Raw genomic sequence first — 23,895 nt, 5'->3', positions numbered from 1 at the left:
ACGAAAAGAACGGTCTTCGGACGATGTTCGGAGGCCGTTCAAATATGGTGGAGTGGAGCAGGGGAGTGCCGGACACGCGCCGGGGTCAACCCTCAGACCCCGGCGAAGCCGGGCGAAATTTTTTTGAAAATGGGTGTTCCGGGATACGTTTGGTTTTAGAAAAAGCAACGCTTCGTTTCAAGAGCGCGTAACATTTCGTTTTGCGGATTATATTTCCGAACACGGAGAACATCGAGTAGTTCGAGGCTCCGGAACCGGTGTTCTTATTTGAGGTGACATTGCCCAGATAGAGATAGTCGGGGGCTTCGATCTCAAGGCCTTTGCCTTCGCCGAACATGTCTTCGAAGTGGTTGCGCTTGGCCTCGATGCCGAGGAGCGCCATGATGGAGTTCTTGCCGAAGTCGGCGTTATACTGTGCGGTGTTGGTCCAGACCCAGTCTGTGGTCTTGCTTGAATACTGATAGAGACTGTTGGTCTTGTCGCGGAGGTTGGCAGGGGTGAAAATCTTGTCGTTGCCGTTGTGGTAGTTGAGACCGAAGTTGGTCTTGATGATGAGGTTCTTGATCGGTTCGACAGAGAGATAGGCGTTGCCGAACACTCGCCAGTATTCGCGTTTGTTGTTGGCTTCCTCTTCGATCTGGCGCATGATGTTGGGGGTGTCGTTCAGGCCGAAGGCCACCTGGTCGTTGTAGTTGCCTTCCGAGTCATAGACTGTGCGGGCCGGGTGCATCTTGATTGCGTTTTCCTCTATTCTGCCGGGAGCGTTGTGCTGGCGCCACCAGTTGACGGTGACATTGCCGCCGGCGCGCAGGCGGTTGTTGATGAAGCCGTAGTCTGAACTGAAGCGGGCGTTGGCTTTCTGGAAATCGGAGCCTTTGATGATACCGTCATGGTCGAGCCAGCTCAGCGAAAGTGATGACGAACCGTTTTCATCGCCTCTGGAGAGGCCTACGCTGTAGGTCTGCATAAGCGCTGTGCGGTGGATCTCTTTTTCCCAGTCGGTGTTCTGCGGGTTGACCATTACTCCGTTGAGGTTCACGTAGGGCTGGAGTTTGGGGGTGGCGCCGTTGCCGTAGAGTTCAGAGGTCGGGGTGGTGCCGTAGGAATATTTGTAGGCTGACCAATAGACGTCGCCCCACTGGTCGGCATTGAGCATGTCAAGGCCGCTCTGATAGGTTTGGAGTGTGAGTGTGGCGTCGAATGTTACGCGGCTTTCACCCTTTTTGGCGCGCTTGGTGGTGATGATGATCACGCCGTTGGCTGCCTGGGCGCCGTAGATCGAAGCCGAGGCTGCGTCCTTGAGCACCTGGATCGACTCCACGTCGTTGCTGTTGAGGATGGTGCCCGGATTCTCGCGGGTCATCACGCCGTCGATCACATAGAGCGGACCGTTGGCCTCGCTGCGGAATGAAGAGGCGCCGCGGATCGATGTGCCGGTGCTCAGACCGCCCGGTGTTCCGTCAGTGGTGATGTTCATGCCGGCCACACGGCCCTGGAGTGCCTGGATTACGTTGCCGGTCGGGGTGTCAGACACATCTTTCATCTTCACTACAGACACCGAGCCGGTGAGGTCTGATTTCTTTTCAGATGAGTAACCCACCACTACTACTTCGTCAAGAATCTCGATGTCTTCGCTGAGGTGTATGGTCATTTCAGGCTCTGCCACGAGTGTCAGCGGCATGTAGCCTACATAAGAGATGGTGATCTTTGATCCTTCGGGAACTTTGAGTGTAAACTGTCCGTCGATATCGGTGCTTGCTCCTGTCTTCAGGACTTCTGACATGACGGAGGCCCCGATCAGAGGCTCGTCATCGGTCTTCGATAAAACCGTTCCGTGCACTGTGATGTTCTGTGCCTGTGCGCTGATTGCGGCGAGCAGCATGAACAGCGCATATAAGATAGTTTTTTTCATTGGTTAAAAGATTGGTAAATTTCTGACGCAAATTTATCACTGAATATATTGTAGTGCATATAACACCTGTTGCATTGGCTATAAAATATCGTGCTATGAATGATTTTTTATACATAAAGCACCATTTTTGACAGCCCTCCGGCGAATCAGACTCTCCCGCCGGAGAAAAGGAAACACACCGGCAGCTCCTTTGCGCAGGAGTGCCGGTGTGTCTTTATGTCAGGAAGTTTGTCTGTGGGGGCTTGACAGTTGTCATGAAACACCCTATTAGAGGTTGTACAAATGTACGGCCTCTTATTTTGATGAAAGCCGTTCGCGCAGTTCGGTAGGGGTTTCGCTGAAGGCTTCTTTGTAGCACTTTGTGAAGTAGGCCGGGGTAGAGAATCCAACCTCATAGGCAATCTCGCTGATTGATTTCCGGGTGGTGGTCAGCAGGTCGCGCGAGCGTTTCAGTCTGAGATTGCGAAGGAGCTCCACCGGACTGTAGTTGGTCAGGGCCTTGATCTTGCGGTAGAACTGCGAGCGTCCGAGCCCCATGCGTGAGGCAAGCTGATCAACGTTCAGATCAGAGTTGCCCATCTCTGCGGTGACTATCGAGAGAAAGCGGGCATAGAATTCGTTGTCAAGATCGCCGTTGGGGGCCGCAGCCTTGTCGGGGGGCAGCGCCGGGCGCGGTCTGTCGCTCATGCCGCCTATCGGGTTTGCCGACCAGAGGTCCTTGATTCTGCGCCGGTTGTCGATCAGATTACGGCATCTCGATTTCAGCACCGAAGAGTTGAACGGCTTGGCGACATAGCCGTCGGCACCGCTGTCGTAGCCCTGCGCCCGCTGTTCGTCCATCGAACATGCCGTCAGCAGGAGCACCGGAATGTGAGATGTCGACACCTCTTCTTTTATACGGCGGCAACATTCAAGTCCGTCCATCAGAGGCATCATTACATCGCAGATGATTAGATCAGGGACATATTTGGCCGCGAGCCGCAGACCGTCCTTGCCGTTGGCCGCGAAGATCATCACATAGTCATCGCTGAGAAGTTCGCGTATCATATGGCGGATGTCCTCGTTGTCATCGATCACAAGCAGCAGAGGCTTGTCGGCGTCGATTTCCTGTGGTTCCGGCTCGATTTCTCCGAGTTCGGCGTCGACAACACTCTCGCTGATGATGCCCGGCGTCACCGTCTCGGCTGTGTCGGAGATGTGTCTGACCGGAATGTTCACGGTGAATTCCGAGCCTACGCCTAACTGGCTCTCTACCGAAATGCTGCCCTCGTGGAGTTCTACGAAGGCTTTGGCAAGAGAGAGTCCTATGCCGGAGCCGTTCGGATGGACTTTGTCAACCTGATAAAAGCGGTCGAAGATATTGCCCAGGTCCTCCACCGAGATTCCGCGTCCGGTGTCAGCCACGGCAAACATCAGTTTTCCGTCGGCCAATGAGGCTGTGAAGCGTATGCTGCCGTTAGCAGGAGTGTACTTGAATGCGTTTGACATGAGGTTGAAAAACACCCGCTCGATTTTCTCCACGTCGATCGCTATCGTGAAGTCATCAGGCAGTCTGATGTCCACCGAAAGTTTTATGCCGCTTTTGCGCGCTATGGCGTGGAATGCCTCGGTCCAGTCATGGACGAGCGAGCCGAAATGCACCTCCGTGAGATTGACATCGAGCTTGCCGTTTTCATATTTGCGGAAGTCGAGTATCTGGTTTATCAGCCGGCGGAGTATCCTGACATTCTTGTCAGCTATCTTCATCAGAACCTGCTGCTGTGGGGTGAGGTTTTCGGCCCTGACAAGCTGCTCTACCGGCTCGGCTATCAGTGTCAGAGGTGTGCGCAGGTCATGCGAGACGTTGGTGAAGAAGACGAGTTTCGACTGAGTGGCGGCGTGGAGTTGTTCGTTTAGTTCTTTCTGAGCGTCGCGCTGTTCTTCAAGCAGCCGGTTCTGCTCCATGAGCTGGTGCTGGTGGCGCTGACGTTGCCAGAATGTGCGCAGAAGCAGAAACAGAACGCCGACAAGCAGCACAAGTATGGCTACGGCGGCATAGAACAGTGAGGTCTGTGCCGAATGGCGGCTCCAGAAGTCGTCCACCTGGCTTTTGAGCAGTCTGATTTTTTCGGTCTCTTCATTGAGCGATCCGTTCTGAAGCAGAAGGATGTCGGCGTTGGTGATGTCGACCGGAGAGGAGAGCGGCAGAGTGGACACCCGCTCGTATGGCTTGCCTTCGAGTATGGCAAGCGCTGTCCGGATAAGCCTGTAGCCCTCGGTGGGATAGAGAAAAGTTGCGTCGATCACACTGTCGGCCACAGCTTTGATGCCTATCTCTGGAGCGGCGTCAATGCCTATGATCTTCATTTTCAGTCCGCGGCGGCGGGCAACGTCGGAGGCTGCTATGGCCATGCGGTCATTGTGGGCATAGACCATGTCTGCGTCAGGATGCGCGGTCAGCAGTGAATCGGCTACCGGTACGGCTGATTCGTAAGTCCAGTCGCCTGAAGCAGATGCCACGACTGAAATCCCCTCGGCTGTAGCTCCGCGGTGGAATCCTTCGTGGCGTTCTATGGCCGGGGTGGAACCTTTCAGTCCGCAGATCTCTATGACCTTGCCACCCTCGCCTATGAGGTGTCGGGCATAGTGGGCCGCCGACTTGCCGATTTCGGTATTGTCTACCCCCTGGAACGCTGTGTATGTGTCACCGTTGATCTTGCGGTCAAAGACTATCACCGGAGTTCCGGATTCATAAACCTCTTTTATTATAGGTGTGATGGCGTCGGCCTCGTTCGGAGCGGCGATGATGATGTCAAAACCGTTGTCCATGAAATAACGGATGTCGGCAATCTGGCGTTCATTGCTGTTGTCGGCCGAGCGGATCTCTACTGTCGCTTCGGGATGAAACATGATCTCGCGGTTGATCTCATCGTTCATTTTCATGCGCCATCCGTCCTGGCTGCATTGGGAGATGCCGATGCGGTAAGGCTCCTTCTTCCGGCACGAGGGGAAGAAAAGCAGTGACGTCAACATGAGTAAGAGTATGATGATTCTGTTCATGGCTGATGTTAAGAAGCAGTTTGCTGTGTGTCCGGCAAAGATAAGGATAATATTATGAAAAATAAGTACTTTGCTTGCAATTTTGCGCCCATGCAACATATTTGACAGCGATTGCACTATTTTTTATAGTCATAATCGGCAGGAGTTGATAGTTTTGCATTGTCAAACAACTGCTAACACAATAACATTAATAAAATATGAACCGAATTTCTAATATCGTGATGACGATGATTGCAGCCACGGCAATCGGAGCAGCCGGCTCTCTCCGGGCTGCTGAAAGAGGGGTCGAGATTGAACATCTCGGCGTCAACAATACTCTTGTGCGCGTTACCGCTGACGGTAAATATCTCATACTCCCGGTCCAGGAGTCGAATGACGAGGCCACGGTCAACGTGCTTGTCGACGGCAAGACTGACAAGACTCTCAGCGTGCGTCTGGCCAAGTCGAAGGTCGACTATACCGTGCCTCTGAAAATAGAAGACTATAAAGGAAAGAAAGTTTTGCTCAATGTGGTCACCTCGCAGAGCCGCTCGTCGGTCCGCGAGGCCAAAGAAGATGCCTGCTGGCAGAACATATCTGTTTCCGATACTTTCGATACAAGCAATCGTGAAAAATTCCGTCCGGCCTATCACCACACTCCGCTCTACGGCTGGATGAACGACCCGAACGGAATGTTCTACAAAGATGGCGAATGGCATCTCTGCTACCAGTGGAACCCCTACGGCTCGAAATGGCAGAATCTCTCATGGGGACATTCCGTCAGCCGCGACCTGATCCACTGGGAGCACCGTCCCGACGCTGTGATCGAGCCTGACGGCCTCGGAATGATATTCAGCGGAAGTTCAGCAGTAGACCGCAGCGGCAGCGCCGGTTTCGGCAAGGACGCGGTGGTGGCTATGTACACTTCGGCTGCCGCAAGCCAGATCCAGAGTCTCGCCTGGAGCGATGACAACGGAGAAACTTTTACGAAATATGACGGCAACCCGGTGCTCACGCTTGACAGCGAAGCCCGCGACCCGAATATGTTCTGGGATGCGGAGCGCAATGTCTGGATTCTGGTGCTCGCCCATGCTCTTGACCATGAGATGCTGATTTTCTCTTCGCCCGACATGAAGGACTGGACTCTTGAAAGCAGCTTCGGCCGTGGTCTCGGCGCGCAGGACGGTGTCTGGGAATGCCCCGACCTCTTCGAACTGCCTGTCAATGGTGAATCCGGCAAGAAGTGGGTGCTTCTCTGCAACCTGAATCCCGGCGGGCCTTTCGGCGGCAGCGCCACACAGTATTTCATCGGCGATTTCGATGGCAAGACTTTCACTTCTGACACCGATGACTCAGGCAAGGTTCCCACCAAGTGGCTCGACTACGGCAAGGACCACTATGCCACCGTCAGCTTCAGCGATGCTCCTGACGGACGCCGCACGGTGATAGGCTGGATGAGCAACTGGCAGTATGCTCCTGAGGTACCGACAATGCAGTTTCGCAGTGCCAACACTCTTCCGCGCGAGATGGGTCTCTTCCGTGCGCCCGATGGTCAGCTCTACGTGTCGTCCACACCCTCGCCTGAGGTCGACGCTCTCAGAGGCGCGCTCGTGAAATCAGTATCAAAAACTTCTCTCGGCTCAAAGGCCAGGACATATTCCATCCCCGAACTCTGCGAGATCGACATGGAGATCAGTCCCAAGAAAGCCGAATCAGTGGAAATAGAGCTTTCAAATGCCGCAGGCGAGAAGGTCGTGATGATCTATGATGCAAAGTCTGACAGTCTGTCATTCGACCGCCGCAAGAGCGGAATAGTGGACTTCAGCCAGGACTTTCCGGCAGTGACCGTAAGCCCGGCCTATACCGACGGCGACAAGGTGGGTCTGCGCATCTTCATTGACCGTTCAAGCATTGAGGTCTTTGGTAAAGACGGCCGTTTCGCCATGACCAACCTTGTGTTTCCCAACAGTCCCTACAGCCGTCTCTCAGTGCGGGCTACCGGAGGGAGCGTCCGTCTCTCCGATCTTAAGATCTACTCGATAACAGTTGAATAAAACCTCCTCAAAATACTCCGAACAAGTTATGGAAATTTCACAGACTTTAGCCGGCGACAAGAAAAGTTCGCTGATACAGATAGCCCCAGTGATGCTCTGCTTCTTCGCAATGGGTTTTGTTGACCTAGTTGGCACCGCATCAAACTATGTGCAGAAAGATCTGGGCCTGACCGATTCGCAGGCCAATCTCTTCCCCTCGCTCGTATTCTTCTGGTTTCTGATATTCTCGGTGCCCACCGGAATGCTGATGAACCGCATCGGGCGCAAGAAAACAGTGCTTCTGAGCCTGCTTGTGACAGCCGTCTCGCTGATACTCCCGATCACAGGCGACAGCTATACCACCATGCTCCTCTCGTTCTCTCTGCTCGGCATCGGCAATGCCATCATGCAGACCTCTCTCAACCCGCTGGTGTCAAATCTCATAAGCCCCAGCCGGCTTGCGTCGACGCTGACATTCGGACAGTTCGTCAAGGCCATAGCCTCGTTTCTCGCACCGGTGATCGCAGCCTGGGGAGCCACAACATATCTTCCGACCTTCGGACTCGGCTGGCGCGCGCTGTTTGTGATCTACGCCGTGATAAGCCTTGTGTCAATCTCGGCCCTCGCCGCCACTCCCATCGAGGAGGAGCGCTCGGACAAAGCTTCGGGCGTGGGTGAATGCCTCAGACTGCTCGGCCGACCCTTCATTCTTCTCTGCTTCCTGGGCATCATGTGTCACGTAGGTATCGACGTGGGCACCAACACAACCGCTCCCAAGATCATCATGGAGCGTCTCGGCCTGCCGCTCGAAGAAGCCGGATTCGCAACGAGCGTCTATTTCATCTTCCGTACAGCCGGCTGCTTCCTCGGAGCTTTCATACTGCGTTCGGTGTCACCGAAACTGTTTTTTGGAATCAGTGTGGTGATGATGCTTGCAGCTATGGGAATGCTTTTCACCTGCGAGTCGCTGACAATGATCTATGCCGCGCTTGGCCTGATCGGCTTCGGTAACTCCAACATATTCTCTGTAATCTTCTCGCAGGCTCTGATGGCTTCGCCCGATGAAAAGAACGAGGTCTCCGGACTCATGATCATGGGACTCTTCGGAGGCACCGTCTTCCCTCTCGCAATGGGCTATGCCGCCGACGCCACCGGCCAGGCTGGCGCAGTGGCAGTGATGACTGTCGGAGTGGCTTATCTTCTGTATTACACATTGAAAATCAAATCGTCAAATAATCAATAAATTATCAGACACCTTCCAAATCAGCAAGATCATGAATAACTATGTAGTAGGAATGGGCGAAGCCCTGTGGGACGTACTCCCCGAAGGAAAAAAGATAGGTGGCGCACCTGCCAATTTCGCTTATCATGTCTCTCAGTTCGGGCTTCCCAGCTGTGTGGTGAGCGCTGTCGGCGAAGATGCCCTCGGCAAGGAAATAGTTGATAATTTCACCTCCAAGGGCCTCAACCAGCTTATAGCCGAAGTGCCTTATCCCACCGGAACAGTGCAGGTTGAGATCGACCAGGCCGGTGTTCCGCAGTATGAGATCAAAGAAAACGTTGCGTGGGACAATATACCCTATACCGCCCATCTCGAATCACTCGCAGAAAAGACAAGGGCTGTCTGCTTCGGATCACTCGCACAGCGCAATGTGGTGTCGCGCAACACGATCAACCGTTTTCTTGATGCCATGCCTCAGAACGACGATACGCTGGTGGTCTTTGACGTCAACCTCCGTCAGGGATTCTACAACAAGGAAATCCTCTGCAATTCGATGAAGCGCTGTAACATTCTTAAGATCAACGACGAGGAACTGGTTACCGTGAGCCGCATGTTCGGCTATCCCGGAATCGACCTCCAGGACAAATGCTGGATCCTTCTTGGAAAATACAATCTCAAGATGCTGATTCTCACCTGTGGCATCAACGGCAGCTATGTATTCACCCCCGGCAATGTATCTTTCCAGCCTACACCGAAAGTTGAGGTAGCCGATACCGTAGGCGCAGGTGATAGCTTTACAGCCGCTTTCATATCGTCGATTCTTAAAGGCAAATCCGTGGCCGAGTCCCATTCATTGGCAGTCCAGAGTTCGGCTTTCGTCTGCACCCGCAAGGGAGCCATGCCGATTCTGCCTGAAGAACTGACCACAGCGTAAGTTGCACACGCAAGGGAGCCATGCCGATTCTGCCTGAAGAACTGACCACAGCGTAAGTTGCACACGCTAATCTCTGATAATCGAGTGAGTCCGGAATAAAAATTTCACGACCAAACAATTAAACAATCAGCCACTTAGCGCTAAGCTAAGTGGCTGATTGTTTAATTTTGCCGAAAAGCGGTCATTAACTCCGCTGACGGTTGGTTTGTCCAATCAAGAATATCAGGCCGGCAGGGGTTGGTGACGGTCTTCGCCTGTCGGATGGCTTCTGAACTGGGTGTCACGCAATTTGGCGTAGGCACGCAGATACTTACGCAGGCCCGAAACCATTTCCTGAGTTTCCTGAAGCATGTTCATATACACGTAGAGCACTGTCATTGAGGCCGAATCGCCCTCGCGGAGCTGATCATACAGCCGGTGATACGTCTCAGAAATCAAATCCTTGATCTCGTCACAGTGCCGGCGCAGCATCGGAATCGCCTCTGTGCCCCCGGTATCCATCATGGCCAGAGTGTCGTTAAACAGAATCTCTACCCGCGAGCAGATCTCCCGGAATTCCCCCACATAGGCCTGCGGGAGAGGCAGGAAGTTGTTTTCCACATGCTCCTTGCAGATCTCGCTGATTCGCCGCAGATTGTAGAGAATCCCCATGCAGCAGTTGTTGCTGAGATAGAACCAGGTGCTTTTCTCGATGGCCGTCTCATGGGCCACCTGACGCAGACAGAGCGTCTCCTTTCTGCGGTCGCTTTTCAGTATGCTCTTCTGACGCGTCAGACTCGACTCAGCCTTGCCGAGCGCTCTGACATTCTCGCTCACAAAAGCTTCGGCTATGCCGCGGTATGACTCTCCGGCATATGACAGAAACTTTTCCTGCTGCTGAGTGATGTAGAGCAGAAGCAGATTCCAGTTCTCGCTCTTATCGCCAGAAGAAATGATGGTCTGAAACATCACATCGCCGTTTTCCTCCTCCTTGCGGGCCTTGAAGCGGCGGTTGCTGCGTATGATCAGGAAGATGGTCAGCGCTCCGAGAGCTATCATCACCCAGTGGCCTCCGAGATGCATCAGCAGGGCAATGACTCCGGCGCCCATGAAAGCCGCACCGGCGGTGATGAACCATCCGCCAATGACGGAGATGACACCGGTGATGCGGAACACAGCGCTCTCACGCCCCCATGCCCGGTCGGCAAGCGAAGTACCCATCGCCACCATAAACGTTACAAACGTGGTCGACAGCGGGAGCTTCAGCGATGTGCCGAGCGCGATCAGAGCGCCCGCCAACACCAGATTCACAGCACCTCTGATAAGGTCGAAGGCCGCACCCTGGTCCATGATAGTCTCATCGGTATTGAACCTGCGGTTAAACCAGCGGCGCACATGGGGCGGCGTCACACTCCTGACCCACGCTATAACCCTGAGAGCCCAGCGCACAAGCCGGCGGGCTATGCGCGACGACCCGAACAGCTCCTCGCCTCCCTGCTGCGAGCCGAGCCCGATTTCGGTTTTTGAAACATTGTGGGTCTTCTTCGAGGTGGCAAGCGAAACCACCATTATCACTCCGGCCCCGATCAGGAACCACACCGGAGTGTCTGACGGACCGTTGAGCGACCCCATCAGAAAACCGTGAGCATCGCCGGCACCGTTTGCCATATAATCATTATATGACTCAAGTCCGCTCAGCGGCACTCCAATGAAGTTGACAAGGTCATTGCCGGCAAAAGCCATAGCCAGCGCAAACGTGCCCATCATCACTATAACCTTCAGCACATTGACCTTCAGCATATGGAGCAGCTGCATGACCACAGTGAATAAAACCAGGCTTCCGCCGAGTATCAGCCACGTATTGGCCCCGATCCAGGCTTTTGCCTCAGGAGTCATGAACACCATTTCCTTCACACCCTTGAGAAGAAGGAAGTAGACGATGGCCGTAGCGCAGATACCGCCGAAGATTCCGATTTTCCACTTCATGTGGCTGCGGTAGTTGAACGAGAAAATCATTCTCGAAATGAACTGCACCACAGTGCCGAAGAAAAATGCCACAGCAACCGAAAGAAAGATACCGAGGATGACCGACAGTGCTTTTTCGGTGTTCAGCAGATCATTGAAGCCGAGCTCCGAGCCTCCGGCCATCTTGATCATAGCCACCGCAAACGTAGCGCCCAAAAGGCCGAAAACCATCGAGACGGTGGTCGAGGTTGGCATTCCGAGAGTATTGAACACGTCAAGCAGTATGATGTCCGTGACCATCACCGCCATGAAAATGCAGATCAGGTCATAAAACGCAAAATGCTCCGGCCTGAAAATGCCGTGGCGGGCAATGTCCATCATACCGTTGCTCATCGCAGCGCCGATAAACACACCTATCGAGGCCACGATCAGTATTCGCTTGAACGAGGCCGCTTTAGAGCCTATAGCCGAGTTCAGAAAGTTGACAGCGTCGTTGCTCACCCCCACCGACAGATCGAATACCGCCAGCAGAAACAGGAAGATCACAACGCAGAGAAACAATATGTCCATGTAGCGTGAGGATTACTTGATGTTTATGAATTAAATCTTGTATTTGTTTTATAACAACAAAGTAAGAGCTTAAACATTTCAAAAATGTTTCAAAAACATCAATCAATTATGAAATTTCGGAGCAAGGTTTCACTAACGGCGGTGGAATGCCTGACGACTTCAAGCACTTTCTTGAACAGAAAATCACCGAACGCCTTTCAAATCATAGCAATATGAGGCAAATGCCCCGGCATGAGCATCGAGGAAGCCTTGCGCTGTTTCTGAAATGAGCACAGAGCAAAATTGCGATGAAAAGGCCATAAACTACACTGACATCAACTGCCATCAAGAGAAGCAAAGATACCGGCCGTTGACCCTATCAGCAGAGGAACACCCTCCGAGAATCAACACAATAAGCATTATTAAGTAATGTCGCGCATTGATGCCTTTGTAAATCCCCGGTAAGAAAACTCCTGTCGAGCCACATCGAGAATACGGCGGTTTATATCTTGTTTAAGAATCTGCATAAATGAACTAAGTTCTATAATTCGTTGCAAAATTACTCAATAGCAATAAAATACACAATACCTAATAGTAGTGAGTGACCGATTGTTGATTGCAAATCAATCAGATAAACTGCAAACAATGAACAAACAAAAATAGTGTTCATTATTGCGTGTCAAGGGCTACGGACAACATGGTAAACTTCTAACCCAATACTACATCAAGTACCATCATAAGGGCAAAACCGACAGCAAAACCGATCGTCCCAAGATTGGAGTGTCCATCTTGGGCTGTTTCAGGTATAAGCTCTTCAACCACTACATACATCATTGCTCCCGCACCAAAAATTTAGAACTTTTTATTTCATACAGCAAAGTTAGATTGAAGTAGAGTATCCCACAATACTTAAAAATTGGATAAATCAGGGCTGAGAGATTATCTTAATGTATAATTATCTATGTGGGTTTACATCTTTTATATCAACTAAATTATTGAGTATCGCAAAAACCGCCAGTCCCACTGATGAATGGATTTGTAGTTTGGCAGAGATGTTTCTGCGATATGTTGTCACTGTATGTATAGAAATTAATAACTGTGACGCAATTTCTTTATTTGACAAGCCTTTGGCAACGCAGCATATTATATCCTTCTCGCGATCAGTCATAGAATCCAGCAAATCTGTTTTTTCATCGTCGCTGTTGCTGTCTTTTACTGATTCATGACGTGACAACTTCAATGACTTTTCGAGTTTCTCAACTGCCGGGATAAAGAGTTTATTCTCAATCTCACAATGGTTCTTTAACTCATTGCCACAATAAATTATGTCGAATAATGCTGATGTCAGTATTTCATTGTCCTTCACATGATAGTGTCTTATAAACAGGTCTTTAATTTGAGAAAGCTTTTCTGTCATACTACTGTGATGTGAGGAGTAGTCAGTAATTCGGAACTGCTCATTAGTAACGTCGTTCAATAAGTCGGTCACATAGCAAAACACCTCATCGTTTTCATGTTCCATGTGATTGTGTACTTCCTTCACATAATCATCAAAGAATTTCAGAAGCAGAAACGCTACGTCATTTATATCGGAGCAATTAATAGCCTCTATGAGTTTCCTACGGATGGAAGGCAATAGAAAGTCAAGGAAGTGTGTATGGGCTTTCCTTAGATATCCCATTAAAGCAGGCAGCGATATTTCAAATTGTGAATAGTTTTGTCCGTATAGGAAATTGGAAACTGCAAGGAATGACTCCATATGAACATTGTCTTCCTTACATGCTTCGCCAACTGTCTTATCGCCGAATCCGAAAGACAGTCCAAACCGACTTAAAACTCCTAATATATGAGGTTCATCCTCTATAATGGCTTTAAGGCGATCACCAGGAAATATTGATTGATTCTTTGACATAGTTTGATAGTTGAAACGGGGCTGTAAATCCCCATGCAAAATTACTATGAATATAATACCTACACCATACCTAAAAATGAGTGTTTTTCCCTGGGGAATTAAATCATGACTACCTTAATTGCTCTAATTTATCCGATTTTTGAGTATTGTGTCAGTTTCCGGATACAAGTAATTTTGCGCCCAAAATTTATCATCAACATGAAACCAAAGAAGCACAAAAAATGGAAATGGCTCCACAAATGGGCGGGACTATTGGTCTCCGTCTTCATGTTGTTGTTCTGTCTATCCGGGATAATCCTCAATCACAGGGACACGTTTTCACAATTTAATATTGACCGCTCCTGTTTACCTTCATCATACAAATTAAAGAACTATAACTATGGGATAATCCGAGGTACATTGCCACTTGACAAAGATAGAATACTTGCCTATGGCTCATGTGGGGTGTGGTTGACGGATTCGATATTCAGCAATTCTTATGATTTTAATGCCGGACTACCGACAGGTATAGATCGACGAAATGTCAGAAATATCATAAAGGATCAGAGTGGACAAATATGGTGTGCCACAACTTATGATTTATATAAATTAAAAGGTCATGAATGGAAGCCGGTTGATTTACCAAAAAATCACTCAAAGATATCTGATATTTCATCTACACCTGACAACTCAGGAATAATTGTCCTTACTCGTTCAAACATCTATAGAGTATCACATGATGATATTAAGGAGTTAACTTTACAGGCTCCATTTGATGAGGATAATAAAATAAGTCTATTTAAGTCAATATGGAATCTGCATAGTGGTGAGCTGTGGGGGCTACCAGGTAGGATTGTTGTTGACATTATAGCCATAGTATTGATAATCCTGTCTTTGACGGGTATTATCTTGTTTATCTTGCCATTTTCTATTCGTCACAGTCATAAAACAATCCTTCCAGCGAAGATTCTAAAATGGAATTTCAAATGGCATAATCTAATCGGCTATTTCACTATTGTCCTTACGATACTTGTAGTGTTTACAGGAATGTGTTTACGCCCACCATTGATGATACCTTTTGTCATGACAAAGACATCACCGCTTCCCGGATCGAGTCTTGATACTGATAACTATTGGCATGATAAACTCCGTGCTATACGCTGGGATGAAGATAATCAAAATTGGATGATTTCAACATCAAAAGGATTCGTGCAATTAAAGGATTTTTCATCAAATCCAGTCATTATCCCTTCGGATAAAAGCCCGGCAGTAAGTCCGATGGGAGTCAACGTATTTTATAGAGAAGCTCCGGGAGTATGGATCGTCGGGTCTTTTAGCGGAATCTATCGTTGGAAACCCAATGAGGGGAAATGCTATACTTTTCATGATAACACTATTGTTGACCCCAATAGACGAAATTCATTTGGATTGGCAAACGACATAGTTAGTGGCTACAGTGCTGATACCTATAAGCCTATCGTATTTGATTATGCTAAAGGGACTGAAGAACTGCATCCTATGGGCAGTGACATGAGAAACCAACCAATGTCTTTATGGAATTTTGCCTTGGAACTTCATGTCGGAAGATGTTATTCATCATTCCTTGGTCCGATATCAAATCTGTTCGTCTTTCTGTCTGGCTTGATAATATTGTCTGTTCTGGCATCAGGCTATATCATAAGTCGTAAAATCAAAAATTCACATAACATAAACCAATAAATTATTTTATCACATGAAACAAATTAAGTTTCTTTTTGCCACAATCATGGCTGTTGTCTTCTTGACAACATTCTCGTCGTGCAGCGACGAAAAAGACGAGCCTGCGGTTCCCGCAGCAAAAACAATTCAGGGTACATACGCCGGTGATCTGGAATGTACAGTGATGGGCAGTGCTTCGATATTCGAGGGCAAGACGTTCACTGTCAACGCCACGGATGAATCAACTGTCTCTGTTGTGCTCCCTGCTTTTGGCGAAGCACCAATGGCATTGCCGTCCATCACTCTCACCGGAGTAAAAGTAACAGAAGCAAATGGCGTGGTCACTCTGGCTACTACAGAAGTAACCGGTCAGACCGATGCGGGAAAATCCTACACGTGTACTTTCTCCGGCACAGTTCAGGACAAGACCCTGAATCTGAAGTTCAATCTTCAATATGGCGCAATGCCTATGCCCATGATTTGTTCATCGACAGCTCTGAAACAGTAACTCACTCCGGCAATGGAAAGAATTAAAATTTTCCTTGCCATCTACGGACTAACGCTCCCTTTCATCGGACTCGCCGATACCTTTAACGGCCGGGTGGTCGATGAAACGGGGAGTCCGTTGATAGGCGCAACGGTCAAGGCATCCAATGATAGGATTACGACTACTAATACTGATGGTGATTTCAGTATTAGTGCAGAAGGCTCCACTGCAAAGCTTCAAATATCATATATCGGATTCCTTACAGAGACGTTTATATTAAAAAGCAATACCGGCAAACATGAGTTACGGATGACTCCGGATATAGGTGCCTTAGAGGAAGTAGTGGTCACTGCAACCCGTACACCAAAGGCTCTGAAAGATGTTCCTGTTGTCACACGATTAATAACTGCGGATGATATACGCAAGACTGACGCAACAAATATACAGGACTTGCTGACAGAAGAGCTTCCGGGACTTGAATTTACATACGCAATGAGTCAGGAGACATCATTAAATATGAGTGGCTTTGGTGGAAAATCCGTTCTGTTCCTTGTTGACGGAGAACGGCTTGCCGGAGAGACAATGGACAACATTGACTTCAACCGACTCAATCTTGACAATGTCGGTCAGGTTGAAGTTGTGAAAGGTGCTTCATCTGCGTTATATGGTGCCAATGCCGTAGGTGGCGTTGTCAACCTTATCACCCGTGAGAGTAAAGAACCATGGCGTATCAATCTCAATTCAAGATATAAAAGTCTCGGAAATGAATGGAGATCAGGCGCAGACCTTAACTTTTATTCCGGGAAATGGACATCAAACACAAACTTTCAGTATAATACTTCTGAAACTGTCAAGCTTACTGATGCATTTGATACCGAATCGAATCTGCAAAACTTATATGGTGGACGAACATTCAACGTCAAGGAACGACTGTCTTTCCAGCCATCGAATGCATTACGCCTGACAGCAAGAGGTGGATATTTCAATAGGACGAGCACTCGAATAAATTATGACGACCACTATATTGACTATACTGCGGGGCTCCGTGGAGCATGGAATATAGGAGTCGGAAAGACTCTTGAATTATCATACAGCTACGACCAGTACGATAAGCAACGATATGTAAACGGCCGACGCACCCACGACCATGACTATAGTAATCGTCAGCATATCGCTCACGCTTTATATACTCAGTTCTTTGGGAATAACGCATTAACAGCTGGAGCCGACTACATGAATGATTATCTTCTGACTTATCAGTTCGTAAGTGGAGAAACTCATTCACAGTCTTCAGTTGATGCTTTTGTTCAGTTTGACTATAACCCATTGTCTTGGCTGAATATTGTAGCAAGTGTACGTGAGGATTATTTTTCGGAATCAAAAAACAATTCGGTCACAGCCCGACTTGCCACTATGTTCAAATTCAACCGTTTTTCAGTGAGGGCTAACTATGCCGGAGGTTTCAGAGCTCCAACCCTCAAAGAAATGTATATGAATTTCGATATGGCAGGAATACAGATGATTTATGGCAATCCTAACCTTAAACCGGAGAAAAGCCACAACTTCAATCTTGCGCTTGAGCATAATGGTCAGATCCGTAACAGTATTTTTGCCGGTTCCTATAGCATGAATGCAATGGGCTATTTCAACTGGTATGACAGCCGAATCACCACCACTGACTATCCGGGGGATTCGACCAATGAGCCGGGAGCCATCTATTGTAACGAGGATGGAGTAAAAGTAGCAGGTATAGATATTTCAGCACGTTACAGACTACAAATGGGATTGGGAATGACGTTGAATTACAATTACTTGCATACAATGGGAAGAACCGTTGACTCTCAGTTTTCCAATCCTCGTCCACACTCCATGACTTGGAGGCTGGATTATGAAAGACGCTTATGCAGTGCATATAAATTCTATGCCGGTATATCCGGACGGTATCTTGCAAAGCCGGAATCAAAGTATGACACAGACAATGCTTATTCTGTTTGGAAATTTACGCTCCAACAGGAGATCTGGCGCGGGATAAATGTCAATTTTATAATTGACAATCTGTTGAACTATCGACCTAAAGTATATTACTGGAACTCACTTCCTACGCTTGGACGGACTTGGTCGATAGGAGTATCATTAGATATTGACACAATGTTTAGATGAAAATGACAAGAAAAAAAATAATTCTTGCATCAGTAGCAGTGGTGATTTTAATTACCGTTGCTATTGTTGCGTGGAGAAGCATGGCATCATCCACAAAAATAGCGTTCGTAAACTATCAGCCAATCACTCTCGGAGAAATCGGTAAAGCCAATGATAACTCTTTCATTAAGATAGAAAATCTTGATGTCGAAGATTTAGAAAATGCCTCTAAATTCGATATGGTATTTGTCAATGGAATGGGATTGAGAATCACCGAGGAGCAGCGTGAGTCATTGTCAAAGGCAGCGGAGTCCGGCACACCTGTAATAACGACAGCCGCCACAAATCCCGACAATTATATCGTATCAATCGATTCCGTTGACACGGAATTTCTGAAACAGTATCTTCAAGGCGGTGGTCGTACGAATTATAGAAGTATGCTCAACTATGTAAGAAAATATATAGATGGCAAAAAACTATTTATTGGCGAAATCAGCGACCCCAAACAGGCACCAAGCGGAATGTTTTATCACCAAGACCTCAAGGATCCTGACAATGAAATGTTATATTTCGATTCATTGTCTGAATATAGGAACTTCCTAAATGAAAACAATTTGCTTAAATCCAACTCTCCTGAAATTATTCTGACCGGACAGATGGGGGTCCCCGATGAATTGATAGCCGAATTGGAATCAACAGGCAACATCGTTTACCCCATTTCAAATATCCAGAAGGCAATCAACAACGGAATAACAGACAGTATCTCCCCATCGGCAATGATAAACATGGCTCACGGAAGGATGGGCGATGTCGTCGTGGAGTATCTGAAAGAAAAGAATATACCTTTGTTTTCACCATTGAACGTCAATCGTGATTATAATGAATGGATGGATGACAAGATGGGTATGAACGGCGGTTTCATGTCCCAGAGTATCGTGACTCCCGAGATTGATGGTGCTATAAGACCTTACGCCCTATTTGCACAGTTTGAAGGTACCGACGGAGTGCCGGTGATAAAAGCTATTCCTGAACGACTGACTGAATTCGTTGAGACTGTCAATAATTATGTGAGTCTAAGGCATAAGTACAATAGAGAGAAGAAAGTTGTAATTTTCTACTTCAAAGGCCCCGGACAAAATTCTCTTGTCGCCGAAGGATTGGAGGTCGCACCCTCTTTATACAATATGCTCAACCGGCTCAAACAGGAAGGATATAAAGTGGATAACCTTCCTTCATCACTCGCAGTGTTTGAGAAATTGATCAATGACCGTGGTCGGGTATTCGGAAATTACGCGACAGGGGCAATGTCTGATTTTGTCAAAAAAGCCAATCCTGAGATTATAACCCGCTCCGATTATGAAAAATGGGCTGTAAATGATCTCGGTCAAGAAATGTCGGAAGAGATAACAGCTGTTGATGGTGAGTTTCCCGGTCATGGTCTTAAGACAGACAACGGAGATCTTGCACTTGCCAGACTTCAATTCGGCAATATTGTCCTTATTCCTCAGACGGCAGCCGGACTTGGAGATGATGATTTCAAAATTGTCCATGGTACGGATATGGCACCCCCTCATGCTTACGTCGCTTCTTATCTTTGGGCACGTAACGGCTTTAATGCCGATGCAATCATCCATTTTGGAGCACACGGTTCACTGGAGTTTACACCGAGAAAGCAGGTGGCACTCAGCAGTCGTGACTGGTCAGACAGACTGGTCGGCACAATACCTCATTTTTATATCTATTCCACAAGTAATGTAGGTGAAGCGATGATGGCAAAACGCCGAAGCTATGCCGGAATAATAAACTATCTTACCCCTCCGTTTTTGGAAAGCAATGTACGTGGAATTTACAAAAACCTGACTGATGCAATAGCATCCTATAATAAGGAAGCCGAATCAGATAATCCTGACAACAGTCGTCTTGATGCGGCATCACGACTCGTGAAGAAGTATGTTGTAGAGCTTGGAATACATAGAGAACTCCGATTGGACAGTCTTATTTCAAAACCCTACTCAGCAGGTGAGATTTCCAGAATAGAGAGTTTTGCAGAGGAACTTGCCAATGAGAAAATCACAGGCGCATTATATGTTATGGGAATACCATACGAAAAGGATAAACTGAAATCGACTGTATTGGCGATGACTGTTGACCCGATAGCGTACAGCCTTCTTACTCTTGACAAACAACGTGGCAAGATAAAGGGCAATAAGTCTGAAGGACTGGCATTCACCGGTCGATATTTGACACCAGTTCGCACACTTGTAGCAAATATTCTTGCGGAGAACCGCTTAGCTACAGATGCTGAGATTTGTAAAATTGCCGGCATTTCTATGAATGATTTGCAGAGTGCCAGAGCTGTTACCGAAGACATTAATGGTTCAAAAGACTTATTCTCGAAGATGATGGTAATGGGGTCGTCCATGCCAATAGCCGCTCCTACGGCTAAATTATCCGAAAGGAAAGAAAGTTCTTCTACCAAAATGAAAAGAATGATGAATGCCACCGGTATGTCACCGGAGAAAGCACTTGAAATGGCAAAGAAAATGGGTGCGGATTCTGCTGCAATTGCAAAAATGAGCGCCGCCATGAAGCGAAATTCATCAAAGTCAAAAGATAAAGGTGCAGCTACCTCGAAAGCCAAGGCAATGTCAGCGCCAAAATACACTAAAGAGGAGATACAAAAAGCGACGGCAATAATGGAGATTGAACGCGCTGTCAGGAATGTCAGTCTTTATGCCGAAGCGTTGGCCAACAGCCCCGAATATGAATTGGCATCGGTTATCAATGCTTTGAATGGCGGTTTTATCGCCCCGACATCAGGCGGCGACCCGGTTCTCAATCCATTGGTTTTGCCGACCGGAAGAAATATGTTTGCTATAAATGCAGAAGAAACGCCTTCGGCTGTAGCATGGGAAAAGGGAAAAACTCTGGCAGATAATACTCTCAAAATGTATCGTGAGGCCCACAACGATTCACTGCCTCGAAAGGTCAGTTATACATTGTGGAGCAGTGAATTTATCGAAACCGAGGGCGCTACAATAGCCCAGATTCTATATATGCTTGGTGTTGAACCGCTGAGGGATCCTTTCGGACGTGTCACAGATTTGCGACTTATACCGTCTGAAGAACTTGGACGTCCGCGAATTGATGTTGTAGTCCAGACCTCCGGACAATTACGGGATCTGGCAGCTTCCAGATTATTTCTGATTACAAGAGCAGTAGAAATGGCATCACAGGCAAAGGATGACAAATATCCCAACTACGTTTCGGAAGGTGTAGTTGAATCCGAAAAGCATCTTGTAGATAAAGGAGTATCACCCAAAGAGGCTCGTGAGATGTCAACTGCAAGAGTGTTTGGAGGTGTAGATGGGAACTATGGAAGTGGAATACAGGAAATGGTTGAGGCTGGAGACAGATGGGATGACGAGACTCAGATAGCCGAGACTTATATCCATAATATGGGAGCTTCTTACGGCTCAGAGAAAGATTGGGAAAAAATGCGTGATTTCGCATTTGAGGCAGCTTTGACCCGTACCGATGTGGTAGTTCAGCCTCGACAGAGTAATACTTGGGGTGCGCTAAGTCTCGATCACGTGTATGAGTTCATGGGTGGTATGAATCTCGCTGTACGTAACGTAACAGGTAAAGACCCGGATGCTTACCTTGCCGATTACCGAAATCGCAGTCATGCAAAAATGCAGGAAGTAAAAGAAGCTATCGGCGTAGAAAGCAGGACAACCATCCTCAATCCGACATACATCAAGGAAAAAATGAATGGCGGTGCCGGGGATGCCTCAGGAATTGCTGATGTCGTAAGGAACACATACGGCTGGAATGTGATGAAACCTGATGTCATTGACAACGAATTATGGAACGACATCTACGACACATACATCGCTGACAAGCATAATCTCGGAACAAGAGATTATTTCAAGTCTGTCAATCCCGCAGCCATAGAAGAAATTACGGCTGTAATGATGGAGACTGCGCGAAAAGGAATGTGGACTGCTACAGACGAACAGCTTTCTGCGCTGGCCAAACTTCATACGGAAGTCGTAAACGAGTATCAGCCCTCTTGCTCCGGATTTGTATGTAACAACACCAAACTCCGTGAGTATATCGCTTCAAACGTCGACAAAACGACCGCCAAAGCGTATAACAATTCTATAAGCAATATTCGCGCAGAGAATTTCGGTGTAGATGATGGCAAGGTAATGAAGAAAGAAGAATTGAACAATCTCGAAAAGACAACAAGTCATATCAATAGCGGATTTGTACTTGGAATTGTCGCGATATGCGTCCTCGTCGTGTTCCTCGTTATAAGACGTCGCAGAAAAATGAATAAATAATGGAGACTGTCGTTATTCTCATCATGTTTATGGTCGGTTTGAGCTTCGTGCTCAAACTGACCTTCATGCGCCCATGGCAAATGATAGCCGAAGCCGTGAGTCTGGCATTTGCTACCATATCAACTACAGATATTGCAATCAGCCAGTCGAAAATACAGATTTCTGAATGGCTACAGACTCCTGACCTGATGCTTGACTTGGCGGTAATCCTCACATTGGACGTGGCATTACAGATAGCATTTTGCCTCTTTATGATTAATAATCCAATAAAGCTCAAAGACAGAGTCGTAAAGAATCTACTTTTGTTTATTCCCGGATTGCTTATATTCCCCGTTTCATTTTATTTGCTTGTGCAGATTATATTTACTAATGCGGGAGTGGATTTTAACAATCTTAGCTACTGTCTGGGGATAGCAATAGTGATTATGATTCCATTGCTTGCTTATGGCGTAAGATACTTACTTCCTGAAAAGTCAGAACGGCTCGAACTGATTTTCTACATTAACTGTATCATTGGGCTTCTTGGAATTATAGCTACCGTAAATGGTCGGACTGCAACAACTGGAGTCAACGAAATCAATGTTAACTCCTTACTGGCAATTATTGGAATCGCTGTAATCGGCAGTATTCTTGGGTATCTTCTTTTTCGCAAAAATCAAAATAAACACAATAATCAATCATGAATGTAATTTCAAATATCCTCTACTGGATTTCGACAGGACTACTTGTACCTGTCATCGTGTTGCTGATCTATTTCTTTATAAGGTCAATAATCCTCATTGGCGGATTCTTCGGACAGTATATGACAGAAAAGAAAACTGCAACAATGTTGGATGAGAAAGTCAAGGAACTCAATCCTTCAAACATCAATGACTTTCTTGCGTCTTTTTCAGACAGGAAAGGGATCTTGGTCATCGACTATCTGAATGAAATCTATAAATCAGCTGATAGCCCTGCGAGATTGGATATGCTTGTCTCAGAATACGAGCTTGCCGCAGAGAAAAACATCGCGACATCTAAGATTCTTACTAAAATGGGCCCGATACTTGGTCTTATGGGAACACTGATTCCGATGGGACCGGCACTTGTAGGTCTCGCTAAAGGAGATATAGCTTCTATGGCATACAATATGCAGGTAGCTTTTGCTACAACTGTGGTTGGGCTTGTGGTAAGTGCTATTGGATTTGTAACACAGCAGGCTAAGGAACGCTGGGCGTTGCATAATCTCATGATTCTTGACTTCATTGTTCAAACACTCAAAGAGAAAAAATAATGGCACGAAGACGTTCTATACTCCGGCGCGGAGAGGATTCTGATCCTATGAGCGTCGTGAGCAATCTTTTTGATGTGGCAATGGTGTTTGCCGTAGCTCTGATGGTTGCTCTTGTCAGTCGCTACAATATGACTGAAATGTTTTCTCAGGAAGATTTTACAATGGTGAAAAATCCCGGTAAGGAGAATATGGAAATCATTACAAAAGAAGGCGAAAAAATAAATCGTTATACACCTTCGGAAGAGCAAAACTCATCTGGCAACAAAGGAAAAAGAGTCGGAACCGCCTACGAACTTGAAAACGGAGACATCATTTACGTACCCGAATAAATAGTTATAGCTGAGCGTTTGCATAAGAAGATACTTCACACGATGCATGGTATTTCGTCGAAGCGCAGGAATGTCTACTATGTAATATCGTTTGAAAAATCGATAAATATTGCTTCA

Annotated in this window: 14 protein-coding genes and 1 pseudogene; 10 read left to right on the top strand and 5 right to left on the bottom strand. The window is 47.5% G+C overall.

Annotated elements, in window-relative coordinates; translation table 11 throughout:
* Nucleotides 1-85: 85 nt before the first annotated feature.
* A complete protein-coding gene (locus E7745_RS14170; RefSeq protein ID WP_136409091.1) occupies nt 86-1,912 on the bottom strand; it encodes a SusC/RagA family TonB-linked outer membrane protein in 1,827 nt (608 codons plus the stop codon).
* A 294-nt stretch (nt 1,913-2,206) separates the two neighbouring features.
* On the bottom strand, nt 2,207-4,951 hold the full coding sequence (locus tag E7745_RS14165) for a substrate-binding domain-containing protein (protein ID WP_107032993.1): 2,745 nt from the start codon (nt 4,949-4,951) through the stop codon (nt 2,207-2,209).
* Nucleotides 4,952-5,148: 197 nt separating this feature from the next.
* On the opposite strand from E7745_RS14165, the gene E7745_RS14160 reads away from it, so the two are divergent.
* Genes E7745_RS14160 through E7745_RS14150 form a run of 3 tightly spaced genes read left to right on the top strand, consistent with a single transcriptional unit; the run spans nt 5,149 to nt 9,119 of the window.
* Nucleotides 5,149-6,984 (top strand): DUF4980 domain-containing protein, encoded by a 1,836-nt coding sequence (locus E7745_RS14160; protein WP_240740332.1) that lies wholly within the window; start codon nt 5,149-5,151, stop codon nt 6,982-6,984.
* 28 nt (nt 6,985-7,012) lie between these two features.
* Nucleotides 7,013-8,206, top strand: a complete 1,194-nt coding sequence (locus tag E7745_RS14155; RefSeq protein ID WP_240597803.1) for an MFS transporter — start codon at nt 7,013-7,015, stop codon at nt 8,204-8,206.
* Between the two features lie 31 nt (nt 8,207-8,237).
* Nucleotides 8,238-9,119 (top strand): carbohydrate kinase, encoded by an 882-nt coding sequence (locus E7745_RS14150; protein ID WP_136409090.1) that lies wholly within the window; start codon nt 8,238-8,240, stop codon nt 9,117-9,119.
* A gap of 222 nt (nt 9,120-9,341) precedes the next feature.
* Here E7745_RS14150 and E7745_RS14145 read toward each other — a convergent pair whose 3' ends face one another.
* The 3 genes and pseudogenes from E7745_RS14145 to E7745_RS14135 form a co-directional block, all read right to left on the bottom strand.
* The gene (locus tag E7745_RS14145) at nt 9,342-11,633 is read right to left on the bottom strand and encodes an inorganic phosphate transporter (RefSeq protein ID WP_136409089.1); all 2,292 of its coding nucleotides are present in this window, start codon (nt 11,631-11,633) and stop codon (nt 9,342-9,344) included.
* A gap of 687 nt (nt 11,634-12,320) precedes the next feature.
* A pseudogene (locus E7745_RS15135) lies at nt 12,321-12,461 on the bottom strand (ZIP family metal transporter); the annotation flags it as partial.
* Nucleotides 12,462-12,567: 106 nt separating this feature from the next.
* On the bottom strand, nt 12,568-13,524 hold the full coding sequence (locus E7745_RS14135) for a helix-turn-helix transcriptional regulator (protein ID WP_136409088.1): 957 nt from the start codon (nt 13,522-13,524) through the stop codon (nt 12,568-12,570).
* Between the two features lie 198 nt (nt 13,525-13,722).
* Here E7745_RS14135 and E7745_RS14130 point away from each other — a divergent pair, with 198 nt between their 5' ends.
* The 7 genes from E7745_RS14130 to E7745_RS14100 are packed head-to-tail and all read left to right on the top strand — an operon-like array spanning nt 13,723 to nt 23,778.
* A complete protein-coding gene (locus E7745_RS14130; protein ID WP_168182155.1) occupies nt 13,723-15,222 on the top strand; it encodes a PepSY-associated TM helix domain-containing protein in 1,500 nt (499 codons plus the stop codon).
* A 13-nt stretch (nt 15,223-15,235) separates the two neighbouring features.
* Nucleotides 15,236-15,709 carry a calycin-like domain-containing protein gene (locus tag E7745_RS14125; protein ID WP_136409086.1) on the top strand — a complete coding sequence of 158 codons (474 nt, stop codon included), beginning with the start codon at nt 15,236-15,238 and terminating at the stop codon, nt 15,707-15,709.
* Between the two features lie 12 nt (nt 15,710-15,721).
* Entirely contained in the window at nt 15,722-17,848 is a 2,127-nt protein-coding gene (locus E7745_RS14120) for a TonB-dependent receptor (RefSeq protein ID WP_136409085.1), read from the top strand.
* 2 nt (nt 17,849-17,850) lie between these two features.
* A complete protein-coding gene (locus tag E7745_RS14115; protein WP_136409209.1) occupies nt 17,851-22,176 on the top strand; it encodes a cobaltochelatase subunit CobN in 4,326 nt (1,441 codons plus the stop codon).
* Nucleotides 22,176-22,859 carry a hypothetical protein gene (locus E7745_RS14110; RefSeq protein ID WP_136409084.1) on the top strand — a complete coding sequence of 228 codons (684 nt, stop codon included), beginning with the start codon at nt 22,176-22,178 and terminating at the stop codon, nt 22,857-22,859. Before E7745_RS14115 ends, E7745_RS14110 begins: the two co-directional genes overlap by 1 nt.
* Complete coding sequence (locus E7745_RS14105; protein WP_136409083.1) at nt 22,856-23,449, top strand: MotA/TolQ/ExbB proton channel family protein; 594 nt, start codon at nt 22,856-22,858, stop codon at nt 23,447-23,449. Before E7745_RS14110 ends, E7745_RS14105 begins: the two co-directional genes overlap by 4 nt.
* A complete protein-coding gene (locus E7745_RS14100) occupies nt 23,449-23,778 on the top strand; it encodes a DUF2149 domain-containing protein (RefSeq protein WP_107032983.1) in 330 nt (109 codons plus the stop codon). Before E7745_RS14105 ends, E7745_RS14100 begins: the two co-directional genes overlap by 1 nt.
* The last annotated feature ends 117 nt before the right edge of the window (nt 23,779-23,895 follow it).

Source organism: Duncaniella sp. C9 (assembly GCF_004803935.1).
Lineage (GTDB): Bacteria > Bacteroidota > Bacteroidia > Bacteroidales > Muribaculaceae > Duncaniella > Duncaniella muris.
Note: the sequence above shows the minus strand (reverse complement) of the source record. Positions and strands in the feature narration are given on the sequence as shown.